Source organism: Burkholderia sp. BCC0044 (genome assembly GCF_902832955.1).
Lineage (GTDB): Bacteria > Pseudomonadota > Gammaproteobacteria > Burkholderiales > Burkholderiaceae > Burkholderia.
The window spans coordinates 145,266-163,439 of record NZ_CADFDO010000007.1; the positions used below are offsets into that span (position 1 = coordinate 145,266).

The 18,174-nt window shown below is 69.1% G+C and carries 14 protein-coding genes, 1 pseudogene and 2 riboswitches; of the genes and pseudogenes, 4 read left to right on the forward strand and 11 right to left on the reverse strand.

Going from position 1 to position 18,174, the window contains the following annotated elements:
* Nucleotides 1-91: 91 nt before the first annotated feature.
* The gene (locus tag HWX14_RS32430; protein ID WP_175886260.1) at nt 92-1,189 is read right to left on the reverse strand and encodes an ADP-heptose--LPS heptosyltransferase; all 1,098 of its coding nucleotides are present in this window, start codon (nt 1,187-1,189) and stop codon (nt 92-94) included.
* Nucleotides 1,186-2,889: a thiamine pyrophosphate-binding protein gene (locus HWX14_RS32435; protein WP_175886261.1), complete on the reverse strand. Its 1,704-nt coding sequence runs from the start codon at nt 2,887-2,889 to the stop codon at nt 1,186-1,188. The genes HWX14_RS32430 and HWX14_RS32435 overlap by 4 nt, the downstream gene beginning before the upstream one ends.
* A gap of 158 nt (nt 2,890-3,047) precedes the next feature.
* Here HWX14_RS32435 and HWX14_RS32440 point away from each other — a divergent pair.
* The 3 genes and pseudogenes from HWX14_RS32440 to HWX14_RS32450 all read left to right on the forward strand — a co-directional run bounded on the left by HWX14_RS32440 (nt 3,048) and on the right by HWX14_RS32450 (nt 4,022).
* Nucleotides 3,048-3,265, forward strand: a pseudogene (locus HWX14_RS32440) (type II toxin-antitoxin system RelE/ParE family toxin).
* Nucleotides 3,266-3,384: 119 nt separating this feature from the next.
* Nucleotides 3,385-3,621 (forward strand): type II toxin-antitoxin system VapB family antitoxin, encoded by a 237-nt coding sequence (vapB, locus tag HWX14_RS32445; protein ID WP_175886262.1) that lies wholly within the window; start codon nt 3,385-3,387, stop codon nt 3,619-3,621.
* The gene (locus HWX14_RS32450; protein ID WP_175886263.1) at nt 3,621-4,022 is read left to right on the forward strand and encodes a type II toxin-antitoxin system VapC family toxin; all 402 of its coding nucleotides are present in this window, start codon (nt 3,621-3,623) and stop codon (nt 4,020-4,022) included. Before vapB ends, HWX14_RS32450 begins: the two co-directional genes overlap by 1 nt.
* Nucleotides 4,023-4,089: 67 nt before the next feature.
* On the opposite strand, the gene HWX14_RS32455 is transcribed toward HWX14_RS32450, so the two are convergent.
* From HWX14_RS32455 to HWX14_RS32490, 8 genes are all read right to left on the reverse strand, one after another.
* Complete coding sequence (locus HWX14_RS32455; RefSeq protein WP_175886264.1) at nt 4,090-5,478, reverse strand: L-serine ammonia-lyase; 1,389 nt, start codon at nt 5,476-5,478, stop codon at nt 4,090-4,092.
* 30 nt (nt 5,479-5,508) lie between these two features.
* Nucleotides 5,509-6,651 carry an alginate lyase family protein gene (locus tag HWX14_RS32460; RefSeq protein ID WP_175886265.1) on the reverse strand — a complete coding sequence of 381 codons (1,143 nt, stop codon included), beginning with the start codon at nt 6,649-6,651 and terminating at the stop codon, nt 5,509-5,511.
* A 154-nt stretch (nt 6,652-6,805) separates the two neighbouring features.
* Nucleotides 6,806-9,733 (reverse strand): aminomethyl-transferring glycine dehydrogenase, encoded by a 2,928-nt coding sequence (gcvP, locus tag HWX14_RS32465; RefSeq protein ID WP_175886266.1) that lies wholly within the window; start codon nt 9,731-9,733, stop codon nt 6,806-6,808.
* A 58-nt stretch (nt 9,734-9,791) separates the two neighbouring features.
* Nucleotides 9,792-10,172: a glycine cleavage system protein GcvH gene (gene gcvH / locus HWX14_RS32470; protein ID WP_175886267.1), complete on the reverse strand. Its 381-nt coding sequence runs from the start codon at nt 10,170-10,172 to the stop codon at nt 9,792-9,794.
* A gap of 124 nt (nt 10,173-10,296) precedes the next feature.
* Nucleotides 10,297-11,415: a glycine cleavage system aminomethyltransferase GcvT gene (gene gcvT, locus HWX14_RS32475; protein ID WP_175886268.1), complete on the reverse strand. Its 1,119-nt coding sequence runs from the start codon at nt 11,413-11,415 to the stop codon at nt 10,297-10,299.
* Between the two features lie 83 nt (nt 11,416-11,498).
* Nucleotides 11,499-11,632: riboswitch (glycine riboswitch) on the reverse strand.
* 34 nt (nt 11,633-11,666) lie between these two features.
* A riboswitch (glycine riboswitch) is annotated at nt 11,667-11,771 on the reverse strand.
* A gap of 114 nt (nt 11,772-11,885) precedes the next feature.
* Nucleotides 11,886-12,251 carry a hypothetical protein gene (locus HWX14_RS32480; RefSeq protein WP_027811833.1) on the reverse strand — a complete coding sequence of 122 codons (366 nt, stop codon included), beginning with the start codon at nt 12,249-12,251 and terminating at the stop codon, nt 11,886-11,888.
* Nucleotides 12,252-12,473: 222 nt separating this feature from the next.
* The gene (locus tag HWX14_RS32485) at nt 12,474-13,526 is read right to left on the reverse strand and encodes an oxidoreductase (protein WP_175886269.1); all 1,053 of its coding nucleotides are present in this window, start codon (nt 13,524-13,526) and stop codon (nt 12,474-12,476) included.
* 305 nt (nt 13,527-13,831) lie between these two features.
* Nucleotides 13,832-14,539, reverse strand: coding sequence for an SGNH/GDSL hydrolase family protein (locus HWX14_RS32490; protein WP_175886270.1), 708 nt, complete (start codon nt 14,537-14,539; stop codon nt 13,832-13,834).
* A gap of 310 nt (nt 14,540-14,849) precedes the next feature.
* Here HWX14_RS32490 and HWX14_RS32495 point away from each other — a divergent pair, with 310 nt between their 5' ends.
* A complete protein-coding gene (locus HWX14_RS32495; protein WP_175874689.1) occupies nt 14,850-16,937 on the forward strand; it encodes a UvrD-helicase domain-containing protein in 2,088 nt (695 codons plus the stop codon).
* Between the two features lie 115 nt (nt 16,938-17,052).
* On the opposite strand, the gene HWX14_RS32500 is transcribed toward HWX14_RS32495, so the two are convergent.
* A complete protein-coding gene (locus HWX14_RS32500; RefSeq protein WP_175886271.1) occupies nt 17,053-17,940 on the reverse strand; it encodes a c-type cytochrome in 888 nt (295 codons plus the stop codon).
* Nucleotides 17,941-18,174 lie beyond the last annotated feature (234 nt).

Consider the following 18,174-nt stretch of genomic DNA (forward strand, 5'->3'; position numbering starts at 1 on the left):
CGGCCCCGGGGCGGCGTTCGCGGCGGTGCTGGCGCCAGGGCGTGCGCTGCTGACGGTGCGCCCCGTGCGCTCGCTGCCGCGCGGGCTTCGCTCAGCTGACCGTCGCTGCCACGTCGCGCGGTGCGGGCCACGCCAGCGCGTCCCAGTCGATTGCGCGGTAAGCGGCTTCGACCGCCGCCAGATCCTCCGGCCGCTCGCTGCGATGCAGCCCGTGCAATTCGGCCGGCACGTCGAGCGTGACCGGCACGCAATGCGGATAGTCGCGCACGCGCAGCGCCGGCCCGATCGTCGTGAAGCATGCGAGCGTCGGCACGTCGAAACCGTCCGCGAGATGCAAGGCCGCCGTGTCCGGCGCGAACAGCAGGCTCGCACTCTTGATCCACGCGATGAAGCGCGCGGTGTCGGTCGCGTCGCCGCTCACGTCCACGTAAGCGGGATGCGCGAGCGGGCCGAAGCCGACCACCGGCAGCCCGTAACGCTGCGCGAGCCGTTCCACGAACGCGACGCGCAGCGCGGGCGGCACGCTGCGCACGGCGGTGCTCGCAGCCGGGCAGAACAGCACGTACGGCCGCTGCCACTCGGCCGGCAGCGCGGGTAGCGGCAGCCGCGCGAGCCAGCGGTTGCGCTTCGCGGCGGCCGGTACGGCGGCCGGGTCGACACCGAGTGCGTCGAGGAAGAAGTCGATCATCGGCAGCCGCGCGAACGCGGGCCAGTACAGGTGATTGCCGACGTCGATGCAGTGCGCGTCGGCGGGCAGTGCTTCGGCGGCGTACGGCAGCGCGCGCGACGGCGCGACGACGTCGGCCGCGAGCGCGTACAACGCATCGACATAGCGCGGCGCACGCGCCGGCCGGTGCAGCGTGAAGCGCAGGCTCGCATGGGCCGCGCGCAGCGCGGCGAGCGCCGTCAGCCCGATCACCGAATCGCCGAGCGTGACGCCCATCCCGTTGATCACGTGCACGTGTCGTGTATCGCCATAGTCGAGCCGGAACGGCCGGTGCGCGGCGTGCAGCAGGCCGAGCGCCGGCGCGGCCGGCACGTGGCCTTCGGTGCGCACGTCGCCGTATTCGAGGTCGTACGGCGCGACGAGCGTGCCGTCGGGCGCGAGCAGCGTGCCGGGGCAGGCCAGCGCGTCGTCGTGCGACAGCGTGGCGACTGGCGGCGCGGTGTGCCTGTCCACCGTCGTCATGCGCCGCGCGCGCGGCGGCCCTGCTCGCGAATTTGTTCGAGCGTCGCGGCCGGCGTGCTCGCATCCTGCGGGATGCGGATCTCGATCACCGCGGGCAGCCGGCAGGTCAGCGCGCGTTCGAGCGCCGGCGCGAAATCGGCGGTGCGCTCGACCGTCTCGCCATGTGCGCCGAACGCACGCGCATACGCGGCGAAATCGGGGTTCGTGAGCCCCGTGCCGTGCACGCGGCCCGGATAGTTGCGCTCCTGATGCATGCGGATCGTGCCGAAATGACCGTTGTTGACGACGATCGCGACGATGTTCAGCCCGTACTGCATCGCGGTCGCGAGTTCGTTGCCGGCCATCATGAAGCAACCGTCGCCGGCGAGCGCGACGACGGCGCGCTGCGGATACAGCGACTTCGCGGCGAGCGCGGCCGGCAGCCCGTAGCCCATCGCGCCGCTCGTCGGCGCGAGCTGCGAGCGGAAGTGCCGGTACGCGAAGTGGCGATGCAGCCAGATCGCATAGTTGCCCGCGCCGTTGGTGAGGATCGCGTCGTGCGGCAGGCGCTCGCGCAACTGCACCATCACGTCGCCGAGCTGCACGTCGCCGGGCATCGGCAGCGGCGCGTGCCATTCGCGGTACGCGCGATGCGCGTCGGCGGCCGCGCCGGCCCAGGCAGGCCGCTCGGGCGGCTCGAGCGCGGCCAGCGGCGCGGCGATCTCGGGCATGCCCGACACGATCGGCAGGTCGGCCGCGTACACGCGGCCGAGCTCGTCCGCGCCCTGATGCACGTGGATCAGCGTCTGGCGCGTTTTCGGGATGTCGAGCAGCGTGTAGCCGCCGGTCGTCGCTTCGCCGAGGCGCGGCCCGATCACGAGCAGCAGGTCGGCGTCGCGGATGCGTTTCGCGAGCGCGGGGTTGATCCCGAGCCCCACGTCGCCCGCGTAGTTCGGGTGCGCGTTGTCGATCGTGTCCTGGAAGCGGAACGCGCACGCGACCGGCAATTGCCAGCGTTCGACGAAGGTGCGCAGGTTCGCGCAGGCGTCCGGCGTCCAGCCGCTGCCGCCGACGATCGCGAACGGTCGTTCCGCGCGCGCGAGCCGCTCGCGCAATTCGTCGATCTGCGCGGCCGACGGCGCGGCCGCGACGCGTTTCGCGGCCGGCACGACGGGCTGCGGCGCGCACGCGTCGGACAGCACGTCCTCCGGTAGCGCGAGCACGACCGGGCCGGGCCGGCCGGACGTCGCGACGTGGAACGCATGGCTCAGGTATTCGGGAATGCGGCGCGGGTCGTCGATCTGCGCGACCCATTTGGCCATCTGGCCGAACATCCGGCGGTAGTCGATTTCCTGGAAGGCTTCGCGGTCGAGGTGTTCGCGTGCGCACTGGCCGACGAACAGGATCATCGGCGTCGAATCCTGGAACGCGGTGTGCACGCCGATCGACGCGTGCGTCGCGCCGGGCCCGCGCGTGACGAACGCGATGCCGGGGCGGCCGGTCAGCTTGCCGACCGCTTCGGCCATGTTCGCGGCGGCCGCCTCATGGCGGCAGACGACCGTCTGGATGCGGGCGGTGTCGTCCGCGAGCGCATCGAGCACGGCGAGGAAGCTCTCGCCCGGCACGCAGAACACGCGTTCGACGTGATTGGCGAGCAACGCATCGACGAGCAGTCGCGCACCGGAGGTGGCGCGCGGCTCGAGATCCTTGGAATGCGACATGGGCTGCCGTCTCCCTGGGTAGCGGGACGTACAGCTTACGCCGGTTGGCCGGCCGCTGAAAAGTGTCGGAACGCTGAGGGGGCGGCGAGTGCGTGCGTGCTTCGATTGGCCATCCGGCCAGCTTGTGCGCGCTTGTGTGACGGCCGAAAGTGAGCGCGATGGATGGCGACCCGCTGGCCGCGCTCGAACTCGACGAACTGCTGGAAGAAAGGGCGGCGGCGCTACCGGCCCATGCCGAGTTGTATCGGCAAGGGCGGGTGGCCGGCACGCGTGAGCTGGTGGTCGCGCCGAACTATGTGCTCGTCTATCGCATCCGGCCGGACGGGCCATCGTGGAGATTCTCCGCGTACTGCATGCGCGGCGGCAGTGGCCGTGATGTGCGTATTCATTGCCGGCTCGTCAGCCGAAGGAGTACCTGTTATGTACACACATGGATTTACATCTCGGCCCGCATCGGATAATGTACATACAATGTACATCCGGTCGGAGATCGACATGCATACCACGAGGGTATTCAGGAACGGCAACTCGCAGGCCGTGCGTATTCCTGCGGACCTTGCCTATGAGCGCAGCGATATCGAACTGGAAATCGAGCGCGTCGGTGACGAAATCCGCATTCGGCCGGTGCGGCGGCCTTTGACTCAGGTACTGGAGAAGTTCGCGAAATTCGGGCCGGACTTCATGACAGAAGGACGTGGCGACCAGGAGCAGACCGAACGCGAGGGTTTGTGATGCCGCGCTTCATGCTCGACACCAACATGTGCATCTATCTGATGAAAAATCAGCCGGAGCAGGTCGCGAGACGATTTGCGCAGTGCTACACGGGCGACGTCGTCATGTCGGCGATCACCTATGCGGAGCTCGAGTACGGCGTGACCGCATGTGCGAGCCCTGCCCGGGAGCGCCGCCATCTCGCCGCATTGATCGAGGATATTCCCGTCGCGCCTTTCGACGCCCCGGCAGCGCAAGCGTATGGTCCGATCCGGGAGGCGACTCGCGAGCGGAAGAAGGATCACCTCGACAAACTGATCGCCGCGCATGCGGTGTCGCTCGATGTCGTCCTCGTCACCAACAACGAGCGGGATTTCGTCAGCTATCCGGGGTTGCGACTGGAGAACTGGCTGAACGACTAGCGTCGGGCGCCATGCCCGGCGGCAATGCGGGGTATCGATCCACCCCGCGCCACCGCCGGGCCGGACATCAGCACTCGACGATATTCACCGCCAGCCCGCCGCGCGACGTTTCCTTGTACTTGGTCTTCATGTCGGCGCCCGTCTCGCGCATCGTCTTGATCACGGAGTCGAGCGACACGTAGTGCGAGCCGTCGCCGCGCAGCGCCATGCGCGCCGCGTTGACGGCCTTCACCGACGCCATCGCGTTGCGTTCGATGCACGGGATCTGCACCATCCCGCCCACCGGGTCGCAGGTCAGGCCGAGGTTGTGCTCCATCCCGATCTCGGCGGCGTTCTCGACCTGCTGCGGCGTGCCGCCGAGCACGGCCGCGAGCGCGCCGGCGGCCATCGAGCAGGCCACCCCCACTTCGCCCTGGCAGCCGACTTCCGCGCCCGAGATCGACGCGTTGAGCTTGTACAGGATGCCGATCGCGGCGGCCGTCAGCAGGAAGTCGATCACGCCCTGTTCGTTCGCGCCGGGCGTGAAGCGCGTGTAGTAGTGCAGCACGGCCGGGATGATGCCGGCCGCGCCGTTGGTCGGCGCGGTGACGACGCGGCCGCCGGCCGCGTTTTCCTCGTTGACCGCGATCGCGTACAGGTTGATCCAGTCGATCATCGACAGCGGGTCCTGCAGCGCGCGCTCCGGGCTGCCCGTCAGCGTGCGGTACAGCTGCGGCGCGCGGCGCTTGACCTGGAACGGGCCGGGCAGGTTACCGTCGGCATCGGGATTGCCGATCCCGCAGCCGCGCGACACGCACGACTGCATCACGGCCCAGATCTTCAGCAGCCCGTCGCGCGTTTCTTCCTCGGTGTGCCACGCGCGCTCGTTGTCCCACATCAGCTGCGCGATCGACTTGCCCGTCGACGCGGTCAGCGCGAGCAGCTCCGCGCCCGTGCGAAACGGATGCGTCATCTGCTCGGCCGCGCTCAGCACCTTGGTGTTCGGCGCGCCGGCCGTCACGACGAAGCCGCCGCCGACCGACAGATAGGTGCGCTCGACCAGCACCGCGCCGTTCGCGTCGCTCGCGCGCAGCTTCATCCCGTTCGGATGTTCGGGCAGCGCCTGGCGGTAGAACGCGATGTTCTCCTTCAGCACGAACGGCACCGGATGCGTGCCGAGCAGCGCGAGTTGCTTCGTCTTGCGGATGTCTTCCAGCCGCGCGTCGATCGTGTCGGGATCGACGGTGTCGGGCGCGTCGCCGAGCAGGCCGAGCATCACGCCGCGGTCGGTGCCGTGGCCCTTGCCGGTCGCGCCGAGCGAGCCGTACAGCTCGACCTTCACGTGGGCCGTCGCGTCGAGCAGCCCGTCGCGCTCGAGGCCCTGGACGAACATCAGCGCCGCGCGCATCGGCCCGACCGTATGCGAACTGGACGGACCGATGCCGATCTTGAAGAGGTCAAACACGCTGACTGCCATTTCGATACCTGCCTTGCTATAAGAATGGTGCTAGCGCGCCTGCAACGGCAGGCACGCGGCGAGCCATGCGGGCGGCGTTGGGGAAAGCTGCCGCGCGACGCGGGCATAGCGTCCGTCGAGCCGCGCGGCCAGATGAAAGAGTTCGGTGGCGTTTTTCGGGTCCCACTGCCCCGTGTAACCCGGCAAGCCGGCCTCGCGGCGCTTCGCGTCGAACGGCACCGGCGAATTCACGAATTCCTCGTGCGTTTTCTCGCCGAGCGCGTACGGCACGAGCCAGTCGAGCGCGGCTTCGAGCGTCGCGCCGTTTGCGCCGCGCTCGCGCAGCCAGTTGCGGTTGAAGCGGCGCGCGGCCAGCGCGGCCGTCACCAGCGGCTGCAGATCGTAGACCGCGTAATGCAGCGCATCGCGTTCCTCGAAATCCCAGGTCTTGCCGTCCGGACCGATGTTGTCGGCGAGATGCTCGACGAACAGCCGCTGCGCGGCGTTCATCATCTTGCGGTCGCCGAGCGTGAACGCGGACAGCGCGATCAGCTTGATCCGGTGGCTCTGCCAGTTGTTGCGCCAGGTGCCGGTGAGCGGGCGCTTCTGCGCGTCGACCTGCGCGACGTAGCCGGCGCCGAGCTTCGCGATGAACGCGGCCGTCGCGTTGCGCGTTTTCACCGGCAGCGCGCTCGCGGTCATGTCGTACGCGACGATCAGGCTCTCGAAGCGCGTCTCGTCGATCGGGTTGAAGCTCGGCTGATAGGTCGACACCCACGCGGACAGGAAGCGGTCGACGAGTTGCAGGTAGCGCGGCGCGTTCGTCACGCGCCACGCGAGCGCCGCATCGCGCATCAGGTCCATGTCCTTGAGCGCGGCTTCGCTCTGGTCGTAGATGCCTTCGTGCGGCAGCGTGCCCTCGGTGTGCACGCGCGCCATCGCCTTCGGCTGCTCGCCGATGCGCGCGTCGACGCTGCGGATCAGCGCCTGCACGCCCGGCTCGGCCTGCGTCGTCTCGCTCGCCTGCAGCGCCGGCGACGCGCAGAAATTCATCGCCGCGCGCGCACTGCCGGCCACGCCGAGGCCGGCGGCGGCCAGCGACAGCGAGGCGACGAGCATCGGCACGTAGCGGCCTGCGCGCGTGCGCGGCCGCCGCGCGGTTGCACCATGGCCCGGAAACATCGGACGCACCATGCGGAACTCCTTCATTGGCTGGATCGCGTGTGATGTTAGCCGGATTGGCGGGCAAGCGTGAAACGGTTGGCCGGGCGGCGAACGTAAAAACCGCACGCAACCGGTGGCTGCGTGCGGTGGGGTCACGGTCGGACGCTCCGGTGCGAGGCGCGCGTTATGCGTAGTCCGACACCGGCACGCACGAGCAGAACAGGTTGCGGTCGCCGTACGCGTTGTCCGCGCGGCCGACCGGCGGCCAGTACTTGTTCGTGCCGAGCGACGCGACCGGGTACGCGGCCTGCTCGCGCGAGTACGCGTGCGGCCATTCGTTCGCGGTGACGACGGCCGCCGTGTGCGGCGCGTGACGCAGCGGGTTGTCTTCGCGATCGGCGCGGCCTTCCTCGACCGCGCGGATTTCCTCGCGGATCGCGATCATCGCGGCGATGAAGCGGTCGAGTTCTTCCTGCGATTCCGATTCGGTCGGTTCGACCATCAGCGTGCCCGGCACCGGGAAGCTCATCGTCGGCGCGTGGAAGCCGTAGTCCATCAGGCGCTTTGCGACGTCGTCGACGCTGATGCCGCTCGTTTCCTTGATCGGACGCAGGTCGAGAATGCACTCGTGCGCGACCAGCCCGCCCGGGCCCGAATACAGCACCGGGTAGTGCGGCGCGAGGCGTTTCGCGATGTAGTTCGCGTTGAGGATCGCGGTTTCGGTCGCGGCGGTCAGGTTCTTCGCGCCCATCATCGCGATGTACATCCACGAGATCGGCAGGATCGATGCCGAGCCGTACGGCGCGGCCGACACCGCGCCGATGCCGTCTTCCGCGCGCGCGTAGCCGGTCGAGCGCTGGTTCGGCAGGAACTTCGCGAGGTGCGCGCCGACCGCGACCGGGCCGACGCCCGGGCCGCCGCCGCCGTGCGGGATGCAGAAGGTCTTGTGCAGGTTCAGGTGCGACACGTCGCCGCCGAACTGGCCGGGCGCGGTCAGGCCGACCATCGCGTTCATGTTCGCGCCGTCGACGTACACCTGGCCGCCGTGCGCATGGACGATCTCGCAGATCTCGCGGACGTTCTGCTCGAACACGCCGTGCGTCGACGGATACGTGATCATGATCGCCGCGAGGTTCGCCGAATGCTGCTCGGCCTTCGCCTTCAGGTCGGCGATGTCGACGTTGCCCTGCGCGTCGCAGGCGACGACCACGACCTTCATGCCGGCCATGTGCGCGGACGCCGGGTTCGTGCCGTGCGCGGATGCCGGGATCAGGCATACGTCGCGATGGCCTTCGCCGCGCGATGCGTGGTACGCGTGGATGATCAACAGGCCCGCGTATTCGCCCTGCGAGCCCGCGTTCGGTTGCAGCGACACGGCCGCGTAGCCGGTGGCCGCGACGAGCATCTGTTCGAGCTGGTCGATCATCTCGCGGTAGCCGACGGTCTGCTCGGCCGGCGCGAACGGGTGGATGCCGCCGAACTCGGGCCACGTGACCGGCAGCATTTCCGACGTCGCGTTCAGCTTCATCGTGCACGAGCCGAGCGGGATCATCGAGCGGTCGAGCGCGAGATCCTTGTCCGACAGGCTGCGCAGGTAGCGCAGCATTTCGGTTTCGGAGTGGTGGCGGTTGAACACGTGGTGCGTCAGGTACGCGCTCGTGCGCTCGAGGCCGGCCGGCAGCGCGGCGACGCCGGCGAGGCCCGCGTCCAGCGCATCGACGGCCGGCGCGGTGCCGCCCGCGGCTTGCGCGAACACGTCGAGGAGATCGGCGAGGTCGTCGCGCGTCGTCGTTTCGTCGACCGATACGCCGACTTGCGTGTCGCTCACGCGGCGCAGGTTGATGCGCTTCGCCTTCGCGAATTCGTGAACCTGCGCGGTGCGTGCGCCGGTGTCGATCGTCAGCGTGTCGAAGAACGTGTCGTTGACGGTCGCGAAGCCGAGCTGCTTCACGCCGGCGGCCAACAGCGCCGCGATGCGGTTCACGCGCAGCGCGATCGTCTTCAGGCCGTGCGGGCCGTGGTAGACCGCGTACATGCTGGCCATGATCGCGAGCAGCGCCTGCGCGGTACACACGTTCGACGTCGCCTTCTCGCGGCGGATGTGCTGTTCGCGCGTCTGCAGCGCGAGGCGCAGCGCGGGCTTGCCCTGCGCGTCGACCGTCACGCCGACGAGGCGGCCCGGCATCTGGCGCTTGAATTCGTCACGCACGGCCAAGTAGGCGGCGTGCGGGCCGCCGAAGCCCATCGGCACGCCGAAGCGCTGCGTGTTGCCGATCGCGACGTCCGCGCCCCATTCGCCGGGCGGCGTCAGCACGGTGAGCGCGAGCAGGTCGGCCGCGACGACCACGTGGCCGCCGGCCGCGTGGATCGCTTCGGCGAGCGCACGGTAGTCGCGCACGTCGCCGTTCACGCCCGGGTACTGCAGCAGCACGCCGAACGCGTTCGCTTGCGCGGCTTCGGCGGCCGGGCCCGTCTTCACTTCGATGCCGACCGGCTGCGCGCGCGTGCGGATCACTTCGAGCGTTTGCGGCAGCACGTCGTCGGCCACGTAGAACACGTTCGACTTGGGCTTGCCGGTGCGCTGCAGCAGCGTCATCGCTTCGGCCGCGGCGGTGGCCTCGTCGAGCAGCGACGCGTTCGAGATCGCAAGGCCCGTCAGGTCGGCGACCATCTGCTGGAAGTTCAGAAGCGCCTCGAGGCGGCCCTGGGAAATTTCAGGCTGGTATGGCGTGTAGGCCGTGTACCACGCCGGGTTTTCGAGCACGTTGCGCAGGATCACGGCCGGCGTATGCGTGTCGTGGTAGCCCTGGCCGATATACGAGCGGAACACCTGGTTCTTGTCCGCGAGCGCACGCAGCGCGGCGAGGGCTTCGGCCTCGCTCTTCGGCTGCGCGAACGGGCCGAGCGGCAGCGTTTCGGCGCGGCGGATCGAGGCCGGGATCACGGCGTCGATCAGCGCGGCGCGCGACGCGAAGCCGAGCGTGTCGAGCATGGCCTGCTGGCTGGCGGCGTCGGGGCCGATGTGGCGTTCGGCGAACGCGTCGTGCGTTTCGAGCGCGGCGAGCGAGAGGGGCGTGCGGTTCATCAGGCGGTCCGGGTGTTCGAGCTTCATGGCGTGACTCTGGTCCCGCGCGGGCCGAGGGCGGCGCCGCGCGGTTCGGGTAGGGAAATTAGTCGATCAGCTTGCTGTAGGCGTCGGCGTCGATCAGCTTGTCGGTCGATGCGCCGGCCGCGAGCTTGATCTTGAACAGCCACACGCCGTATGCGTCGCCGTTCACTTCTTCCGGCGCATCGGTGGCGGCTTCGTTGATGGCGACGATCTCGCCGGACACCGGCGAGTAGATGTCGGATGCCGCCTTCACCGATTCGACGACGCCGACGGCGTCGCCCGCGTTCACCGACTTGCCGACTTCGGGCAGCTCGAGGAAGACGATGTCGCCGAGCGTGCTCTGCGCGTGATCGGTGATGCCGACCGTCAGCGTGCCGTCTGACTCGGTGCGGATCCACTCGTGTTCGTCGGTGTACTTCAGATCGGCCGGGACGTTGCTCATCGGATGCTCCTGGATAAAAGGGTGTGTTCGTTTTGCTGGCGCGCCGCCATGGTGCGCCGGATGGGGTTGCGCCGGGCGCCATCTCCCGGCTGGCCGGGAGGCGGCGCCGGCCGCCTCTCGGTCGTTACGCAGCGAGGACCTTGCCGTTGCGCACGAACGGCAGTTTTACCACGCGCGCGGGAAGATTCTTGTCTCGAATTTGCACCTGGACGATGTCGCCGATCTGGACGGCCGTCGGCACGCGCGCGAACGCGATCGATTCCTGCATCGACGGCGAGAACGAGCCGCTCGTGATCTCGCCGTCGCCGTGCGGCGTGACGACCTTCTGGTGCGCGCGCAGCACGCCGCCCGCCTTGCCGTTTTCCTTCTGCAGGATCAGGCCGACGAACGCGGCGCGCGTGCCGTTGGCTTCGAGTGCGGCGCGGCCGACGAAGTCGCGCGGCGCGGTGAGGTCGACCGTCCACGCGAGGCCGGCGTCGAGCGGCGAGACGGTGTCGTCCATGTCCTGGCCGTACAGGTTCATGCCGGCCTCGAGGCGCAGCGTGTCGCGCGCGCCGAGCCCGCACGGACGCACGCCGTTTTGCTGCAGCGCATTCCACAGTGCTTCGACGTGCACGGCCGGGACGATCACTTCGAAGCCATCTTCGCCGGTGTAGCCGGTGCGGGCGACGGTGAGATCGCCGAACGGCGTGCCGGCGACCTGCGCGGCGTTGAACGGCTTCAGTTCGCTGGTGGCGGCGCGGGCGGCGGGCACCGTCGCCCAGACCTTTTCACGGGCGTTCGGGCCCTGGACGGCGACGATCGCGAAATCGCGGCGCGGCGCGATCGTCAGGCCGTAGCCGCCTTGCTCGTTCAGCTGGTTGAACCACGCGATGTCTTTCTCGGCGGTGCCGGCGTTGACGACCACGCGGAAGAATTCTTCGGTGAAGTAATAGACGATCAGATCGTCGATGACGCCGCCCTGCGGGTTGAGCAGGCACGAGTAGAGCGCCTTGCCGGGCGTCTTGAGCTTGCCGACGTGGTTCGCGATCGCGTGCTCGAAGAACGCGCGCACGCGGCTGCCGGTGAAATCGACGACGCACATGTGCGACACGTCGAACATGCCGGCGTCGGTGCGCACGGCCGCGTGTTCTTCGATCTGCGAGCCGTAGTTGACGGGCATGTCCCAGCCGCCGAAGTCGACCATGCGGGCATTGAGCGCGCGGTGCGCGGCGTTGAGCGGGGTGTGATTCAGTGCAGTCATCGAGGCCTCAGGCAAGGCGCTTGCGCGCGGATCAGAACGGCCATGTGCCGACCGCCGCGGCCGATGGCCTCGAGCGATCCGGTACATGCCCCTCTGTCCTCGATACCTGAGAGATTGCGCTGCGGGCCAAGCCCGGCGAACGCGCGCCCCTTCGGTGGGCAGCTTGCCCGCGCAGCCAATGCGCTGCGGGCTACTGCCGCTCTCCAGAGTGCGGGGAGAGTAGGTGCCCGCGCAATGCGCGGACGCGATTCCCCGACGCGGTCGGTCCTTTTGCCTGAGAGTTTGCGGGTGTGCCCCTTCGGCGGCGCAACCGGTGTCGGAACAACCCCGGTCACACGCTCTCCCGACGCGTGCGGGCGACTGTACGCGAGCGGGTGGGCCTTGTCAATTTGAGCAAAAGAATGTCGCTTCGCGACAAGCGGCAGAGGCCAGCGCCGCCGCTTTTCTGCGCTCCGGCGGGCGCCGGCGCGTTACTCGCCGATCGCGCGCGCGGCGGTGTCGAGCTCCTGGTTCAGCACCCGCTGCTCGTCGCCGGACAGGCCGCCGTTGTGCTGGGCCGACATGTCGTTCGCTTCCTGGCGGATCACGTCGAGGCGGTGGTGCAACTGCGCGCCGTACGGCGGCGGGTAGTAGCCGCCGTTCACGCGCGCGTCGATCCGGCGATGCAGATTGTCGATCCGGCCCTGGACCTCCTGCATGCGGTCGTTCGCGACGACCTGCGGATTCGGTCGCGGCGGCGGAGGCGCCTGCCGGGCCGGCCGCTGCGGCTGCACGATACAGGCCGCGAGCGAGGAAACCAGGACGCAGCATGCCGCTGCGCGAATCAACCGTTGCATCACATTCTCCTGACGGATAAGTGTCGAATCGACTTTTTGAGAAACGCGTCAGACCGGACGACCGCTGACTTTCGTTCCCGCACCATTTGTAACGGAATGTTGGGGGGCCGTGCCGGCGGGGCGGTGTGGCGGCAGACGCGGCCGCGCCGCTGCCGGCGTGGCCGGCACGTGGCGGCGTGGCGCGGTGGGGAGCCGGGCCGGCACCGACCCGGCCGGCGGCCATCAGACCGTACGGCGCACGAACGGCAGCCGGCGGCCGTCGTGTTCGCTCTGCGCGGCGAGCTCGATGATCGTCATCACGTCGACCGCGTCCTGCGCGGTGACGGGGAACGGCGCGCCGTCGCGGATCGACGCGGCGAGCGCGCGGTAGAACTCCGCGTACTGGCCGTCGAGCGTCGGGACCGGCCGTTCGACCTCGACCTCGCCGTCGAGCACGCGCAACAGGCCGGGCGGGTTGCCGCCGCCGAATTCGACGTCGTTCGCGGTGAGGCCGGCCTTGAGCTGGTCTTCCTGCGTGTCGAGCCCGAACTTCTGGTAGCTGCCGCGCGTGCCGTGCAGCGTGAAGCGCGCGGGCTCGATCGCCGACAGCGCGCTCGCATGCAGCGCGACGTCCTTGTCCGGATAGCCGAGCAGCAGGTGCACGAAATCGGGCGCCGTGCCGTTCTCGCGGCGCGTCTTGACGGTGGCGCTCACCGTTTCCGGCGTGCCGAACAGCGCGAGCGCCTGGTCGATCAGGTGCGGGCCGAGGTCGAGCAGCAGGCCGCCGCCGCGGGCCGGGTCCTCGCGCCAGCGCGTGCGCGGCGTCGGCCGGAAGCGGTCGAAGTGCGACGCGAAGTAGGTGAGGCGGCCCAGCTCGCCCGATTCGACGACGCGGCGCACGGTGAGGAAATCGCCGTCCCAGCGGCGGTTGTGGAACGGCGCGAACAGCCGGCTGCGTGCGTTCGCGAGCCGCGCGAGCGCGAGCGCCTCGTCGGCGGTGAGCGTGACCGGCTTGTCGACGACCACGTGGCGGCCGGCTTCGAGCATCTGGCGCGCGAGCGCGAAGTGCGTGTCGTTCGGCGTGGCGATCACCACGCATTCGATATCGTCGAGGCCGAGCAGCGTGTCGAGGTCGGGGACGATGCGCGCGCCCGGATACGCGGCGTGCGCGCGATCGGACTGACCGGTCGCGATCGCGGCGACTTCAGTGCGGCCGCTCGTGGCGATCACGGGCGCATGGAATGTCGCGCCGGCGAAACCGAAACCCATCAAACCAATCCTGAGCAATGACGACATGGCAATTCCTGGCTGCGAAGGAAACTAAAGGATGGCGCGCCGAAGCGGCGCGAAGACGACCGGCTATTTTGGCATGGCGCCGCCGCTTGCACAGACGCGTCGGGCGAAACGCGCGACGCGATGCGGCGCTTGCGCGAGGAGTGCCGGCATTTTGCGCGGGATCGTGCCCCCTGCGGCGCGACTGTCGGGCTCGCGGCTCGGCTTTCGGCTCTGGGCGCTCGGCTCTCGGCTCTCGGCTCTCGGCTCTCGGCTCTCGGCGCGGCGCGCCGAACTGCGGCGGCCAACCCGCCCCGGAGCGCGCCGCATCATCCGCCCGCCCGCTGCCGCACGGCCGCCGCGACCTGCGCGGCCCACACCGCGCACGCCGATGCGCCGGGATGGAAGCCGTCGGCGGCCATCAGGTGGCGTTCGAGCGGCAGGTCGACCCGCAGGAACGTGCAGTGCGGCTGCGCGCCGGCCCAGTCGGCGAGCGCCGTGTTGAGCCGCTTCGCGCGCCGCCCGAGATACCACGCGAGCGGCTGCGGCAGCGCCGGGAAGCGCTCCATCGGCGGCACCGCCGACAGGATCGCGTGCCCGACCTGGAACCGCGTAGCGAGCAGCCGCAGCAGCTCGGTCTGCTGCGCGAGCCAGCGTGCGGGCGGCACGCCGCCCGTCACGTCGTTGACGCCGAGCGACGTGACGGCCACGTCGAACGGCTCGGCCGGCTCCGCGGCGAGCCAGTCGACGAGCTCCCGCGTGGTCAGGCCGGTGCGCGCGAGCAGCTTCCAGTGCACGCGATGCGTGGCCGCCAGCGCGTTCGCCAGTTGCCCGGCGAGCGCATCGTGCTGCGTCGCGACGCCGACGCCCGCGGCGGCCGAATCGCCGACCACCAGCACGCGCAGCGGCGGGCCGTCGCCGGCCACGCCGTCGCGCGGGCCGGCCGCCTCGGGCAGCCGGGGCGTGACGCGGCGTACGTAGCGCCCCTGCGCGAACAGCAGCGGGCCCAGGGCGGCGGTGGCGAACGGGTATCCCATAAGCTGGATCCGGTAACGGTTCAGGTGAATTGAAGCGGGCCGGCACGGGTGGCGCCGGGGGAGTACGTATTGTGTCCGAATGCAGCGCGGACGGGGCCAGATTGGCCGAGCGGACAGGCACGACCCTGCCGAACGGACAGCGGGCGCCCGCCCGGCAAGGCTGCGCGCCCCCGTCCGGCGGCGCTCCCGAAAACCGCGCCGGCGACGTGTTAACATGCGCGTCCTGCCCGCGTGTCCGCCTGCTTCGCCAGCCTGCCGCGCACGGCATCCTCCCGGTTTCCGCCGTCAACCAGCAACACCATCCGCCATCATGTCCGCAGGCCTCAATCCCGCTCAGAATGAAGCGGTGCGCTACCTCGACGGTCCCTGTCTCGTGCTCGCCGGCGCGGGCAGCGGCAAGACCCGCGTGATCACGCAGAAGATCGCGCACCTGATCGAAGCGAAAGGCTTCGAGCCGCGCCATATCGCCGCCGTCACGTTCACGAACAAGGCGGCCGCCGAAATGCGCGAGCGCGTGTCGAAGCTGCTGGAAGGCAAGACGCTCACCACGCCGGGCAAGGAAGGCCGCAAGGTGCCCGTCAACCAGCTCACCGTCTGCACGTTCCACTCGCTCGGCGTGCAGATCCTGCGCCAGGAGGCCGAGCACGTCGGCCTGAAGCCGCAGTTCTCGATCATGGATTCGGACGACTGCTTCGGGATGATCCAGGAGCAGCTCGGCACGACCGACAAGGGGCTGATCCGCAAGATCCAGAGCATCATCTCGCTGTGGAAGAACGGCCTGATCATGCCCGACGAGGCGATGGCGATCGCGGCCAACGAGGACGAGCACCAGGCCGCACTGGTCTACCGGAACTACGTGGCCACGCTGCACGCGTACCAGGCGGTCGACTTCGACGACCTGATCCGCCTGCCCGCCGAGCTGTTCGCGAAGAACGAGCAGGTGCGCGACCGCTGGCAGAACAAGCTGCGCTACCTGCTGATCGACGAGTACCAGGACACCAACGCGTGCCAGTACGAGCTGCTGAAGCAGCTCGCGGGCCCGCGCGCCGCATTCACGGCGGTCGGCGACGACGACCAGGCGATCTACGGCTGGCGCGGCGCGACGCTGGAGAACCTCGCGCAGCTCGGCAAGGATTTCCCGAAGCTGCACGTGATCAAGCTCGAGCAGAACTACCGGTCGACGGTGCGAATCCTGACCGCCGCCAACAACGTGATCGCGAACAACCCGAAGCTGTTCGAGAAGAAGCTGTGGTCCGAGCACGGGATGGGCGATTCGATTACCGTCACGGCGTGCAACGACGAGGAACACGAGGCCGAATCGGTCGTGTTCCGGCTGTCCGCGCACAAGTTCGAGCGGCGCGCGCAGTTCCGCGACTACGCGATCCTGTATCGCGGCAACTTCCAGGCGCGGATCTTCGAACAGGTGCTGCGGCGCGAGCGGATCCCGTACGTGCTGTCGGGCGGCCAGTCGTTCTTCGACAAGGCCGAGATCAAGGATCTGTGCGCGTACCTGCGGCTGATCGCGAACGCCGACGACGATCCCGCATTCATCCGCGCGGTCACGACGCCGCGCCGCGGCATCGGCAACACGACGCTGGAAGCGCTCGGCTCGTTCGCGGGGCAGGCGAAGGTGTCGCTGTTCGAGGCCGTGTACATGGGCGGCATCGAGGCGCGGCTGTCGGCGCGCCAGGTCGAGCCGCTGCGGATGTTCTGCGACTTCATCCAGCGCCTGACCGAGCGCGCGGACAAGGAGCCCGCGACCGTCGTGCTCGACGACATGATGGAGGCGATCCACTACGAGGCGTACCTGTACGACGCGTTCGACGAGCGGCAGGCGCAGTCGAAGTGGCAGAACGTGCTCGAATTCCTCGAATGGCTGAAGCGCAAGGGCACGAAGCCCGAGACGGAAGCCGTCGACGGCGAGGCCGAAGGTTTCCACAACGCGGACGGGCTCGCCGATACGGGCAAGAACCTGCTCGGCCTGATCCAGACCGTCGCGCTGATGTCGATGCTCGAAGGCAAGGACGAGGACCCGGACGCCGTGCGGCTGTCGACCGTCCATGCGTCGAAGGGGCTCGAGTATCCGCACGTGTTCCTGGTCGGCGTCGAGGAAGGCATCATGCCGCACCGCGGCGGCAGCGAGGACGACGGCCCGATCGACAACGAGCGGATCGAGGAAGAGCGCCGGCTGATGTACGTCGCGATCACGCGCGCGCAGCGCAGCCTGCACCTGAACTGGTGCAAGAAGCGCAAGCGGGCGCGCGAGACGGTCGTGTGCGAACCGTCGCGCTTCATCCCGGAGATGGGGCTCGACGAAGCGCCGCCGCCGACGCCGGAAGAAGCGCCGATGTCGCCGAAGGATCGGCTCGCGAGCCTGAAGGCGTTGCTGCAGAAGTGACGCGATGGCGCCGCCGCCGTAAGCACGATGGCGCGACGAGCCGGCAACGCCAAAACGAAACCCCCGCGATGCAAAGGCGTCGCGGGGGTTTTTTACGGATGGCGGGAGGCGGGCGTTACTTCGCCGAGTTGACCATGTAGTCGACGGCCGCCTTCACGTCGGCATCGGATGCGTTCGATCCGCCCTTCGGCGGCATCGCGCCCTTGCCGTGCAGCGCGTAGTTGTAGACCGTATCCATCGAGTCCTTCAGGCGCGGCGCCCAGTCTTCCTTGCTGCCGAACTTCGGCGCGCCGAGCACGCCGGCCGCGTGGCAGGCCTGGCAGGTCGACGCGTACAGCGCCTTGCCGGCCGTTGCCGCATCGGCGCCGGCCGGGGCGGCCGCGGGCTTCTCGCCGGCCTTCGGGATCGCGGCGATCGCGGCCATCGCGGCGGCGGCCTGCGCGTTCGACGCGTCGGCGCCCGACGCGGCCGCGCCGCTGGCGGGCTGCGCCGCGTTGGCGGCCGGTGCGGCCGGTTCGGGGAAGTTCGCGCCGTCGTTGTTCGCCATGTAGACGATCGCGCGGGCGATTTCATAGTCGCTGACGTCGTCGGGGCTCGTGCCGCCGCGCGCCGGCATCGCGCCCTTGCCCGCGAGGGCCGTCTTCAACAGCGTGTCGAAGCCTTGCGAGATGCGCGGCGCCCAGTCGTCCTTGTTGCCGAACTTCGGCGCGCCGGCGGCGCCGGTGCCGTGACAGGTCACGCAGACGGCCTTGTAGACTTCTTCGCCGGTCTTGTACGTGCGGGGCGCGTTGGCGTCCTTCACGTCGACCTTCGCGATCGGGGCGATACGTGCGGCGACCTGCTCGTCGGATAGCGCGTCCGTGCCGGCGCCGGAACGGAACGCATGGTTCGCGTAATTGGCGAACAGGACGATCAGGACGATCGGAATCGCGAACGACGCGATGATGACGGCAATCAGCTGCCCGGGGGTTTTGACGGGAGATTCGTGGGGTGCTTCGCTCATGCTTGCCTCGTCTCCGTGAATAGGAATTGTGAGCGCGGTGCAACGGCAAAATGGCAGTCCAATGAAGCACGGACGATTATAGACGGAACGTTTACATCACGGCGAGCGGCGCGATGGCGCGTGTTTACCCGCACGCAGCGGTGCCCGGCGGCGATTGGGCCGGCAAGGTGGACGCGTCTTGGGAAACCGGGTATCCTTGCCGTCTTGCCAATTGTGGGCGGCCTGTATATGGGG

Bases quoted from the DNA above. Each gene is read 5' to 3' on its own strand.
- HWX14_RS32430 (WP_175886260.1), bottom strand. From the start codon at position 1,189: ATGACGACGGTGGACAGGCACACCGCGCCGCCAGTCGCCACGCTGTCG.
- HWX14_RS32435 (WP_175886261.1), bottom strand. From the start codon at position 2,889: ATGTCGCATTCCAAGGATCTCGAGCCGCGCGCCACCTCCGGTGCGCGA.
- vapB (WP_175886262.1), top strand. From the start codon at position 3,385: ATGCATACCACGAGGGTATTCAGGAACGGCAACTCGCAGGCCGTGCGT.
- HWX14_RS32450 (WP_175886263.1), top strand. From the start codon at position 3,621: ATGCCGCGCTTCATGCTCGACACCAACATGTGCATCTATCTGATGAAA.
- HWX14_RS32455 (WP_175886264.1), bottom strand. From the start codon at position 5,478: ATGGCAGTCAGCGTGTTTGACCTCTTCAAGATCGGCATCGGTCCGTCC.
- HWX14_RS32460 (WP_175886265.1), bottom strand. From the start codon at position 6,651: ATGGTGCGTCCGATGTTTCCGGGCCATGGTGCAACCGCGCGGCGGCCG.
- gcvP (WP_175886266.1), bottom strand. From the start codon at position 9,733: ATGAAGCTCGAACACCCGGACCGCCTGATGAACCGCACGCCCCTCTCG.
- gcvH (WP_175886267.1), bottom strand. From the start codon at position 10,172: ATGAGCAACGTCCCGGCCGATCTGAAGTACACCGACGAACACGAGTGG.
- gcvT (WP_175886268.1), bottom strand. From the start codon at position 11,415: ATGACTGCACTGAATCACACCCCGCTCAACGCCGCGCACCGCGCGCTC.
- HWX14_RS32480 (WP_027811833.1), bottom strand. From the start codon at position 12,251: ATGCAACGGTTGATTCGCGCAGCGGCATGCTGCGTCCTGGTTTCCTCG.
- HWX14_RS32485 (WP_175886269.1), bottom strand. From the start codon at position 13,526: ATGTCGTCATTGCTCAGGATTGGTTTGATGGGTTTCGGTTTCGCCGGC.
- HWX14_RS32490 (WP_175886270.1), bottom strand. From the start codon at position 14,539: ATGGGATACCCGTTCGCCACCGCCGCCCTGGGCCCGCTGCTGTTCGCG.
- HWX14_RS32495 (WP_175874689.1), top strand. From the start codon at position 14,850: ATGTCCGCAGGCCTCAATCCCGCTCAGAATGAAGCGGTGCGCTACCTC.
- HWX14_RS32500 (WP_175886271.1), bottom strand. From the start codon at position 17,940: ATGAGCGAAGCACCCCACGAATCTCCCGTCAAAACCCCCGGGCAGCTG.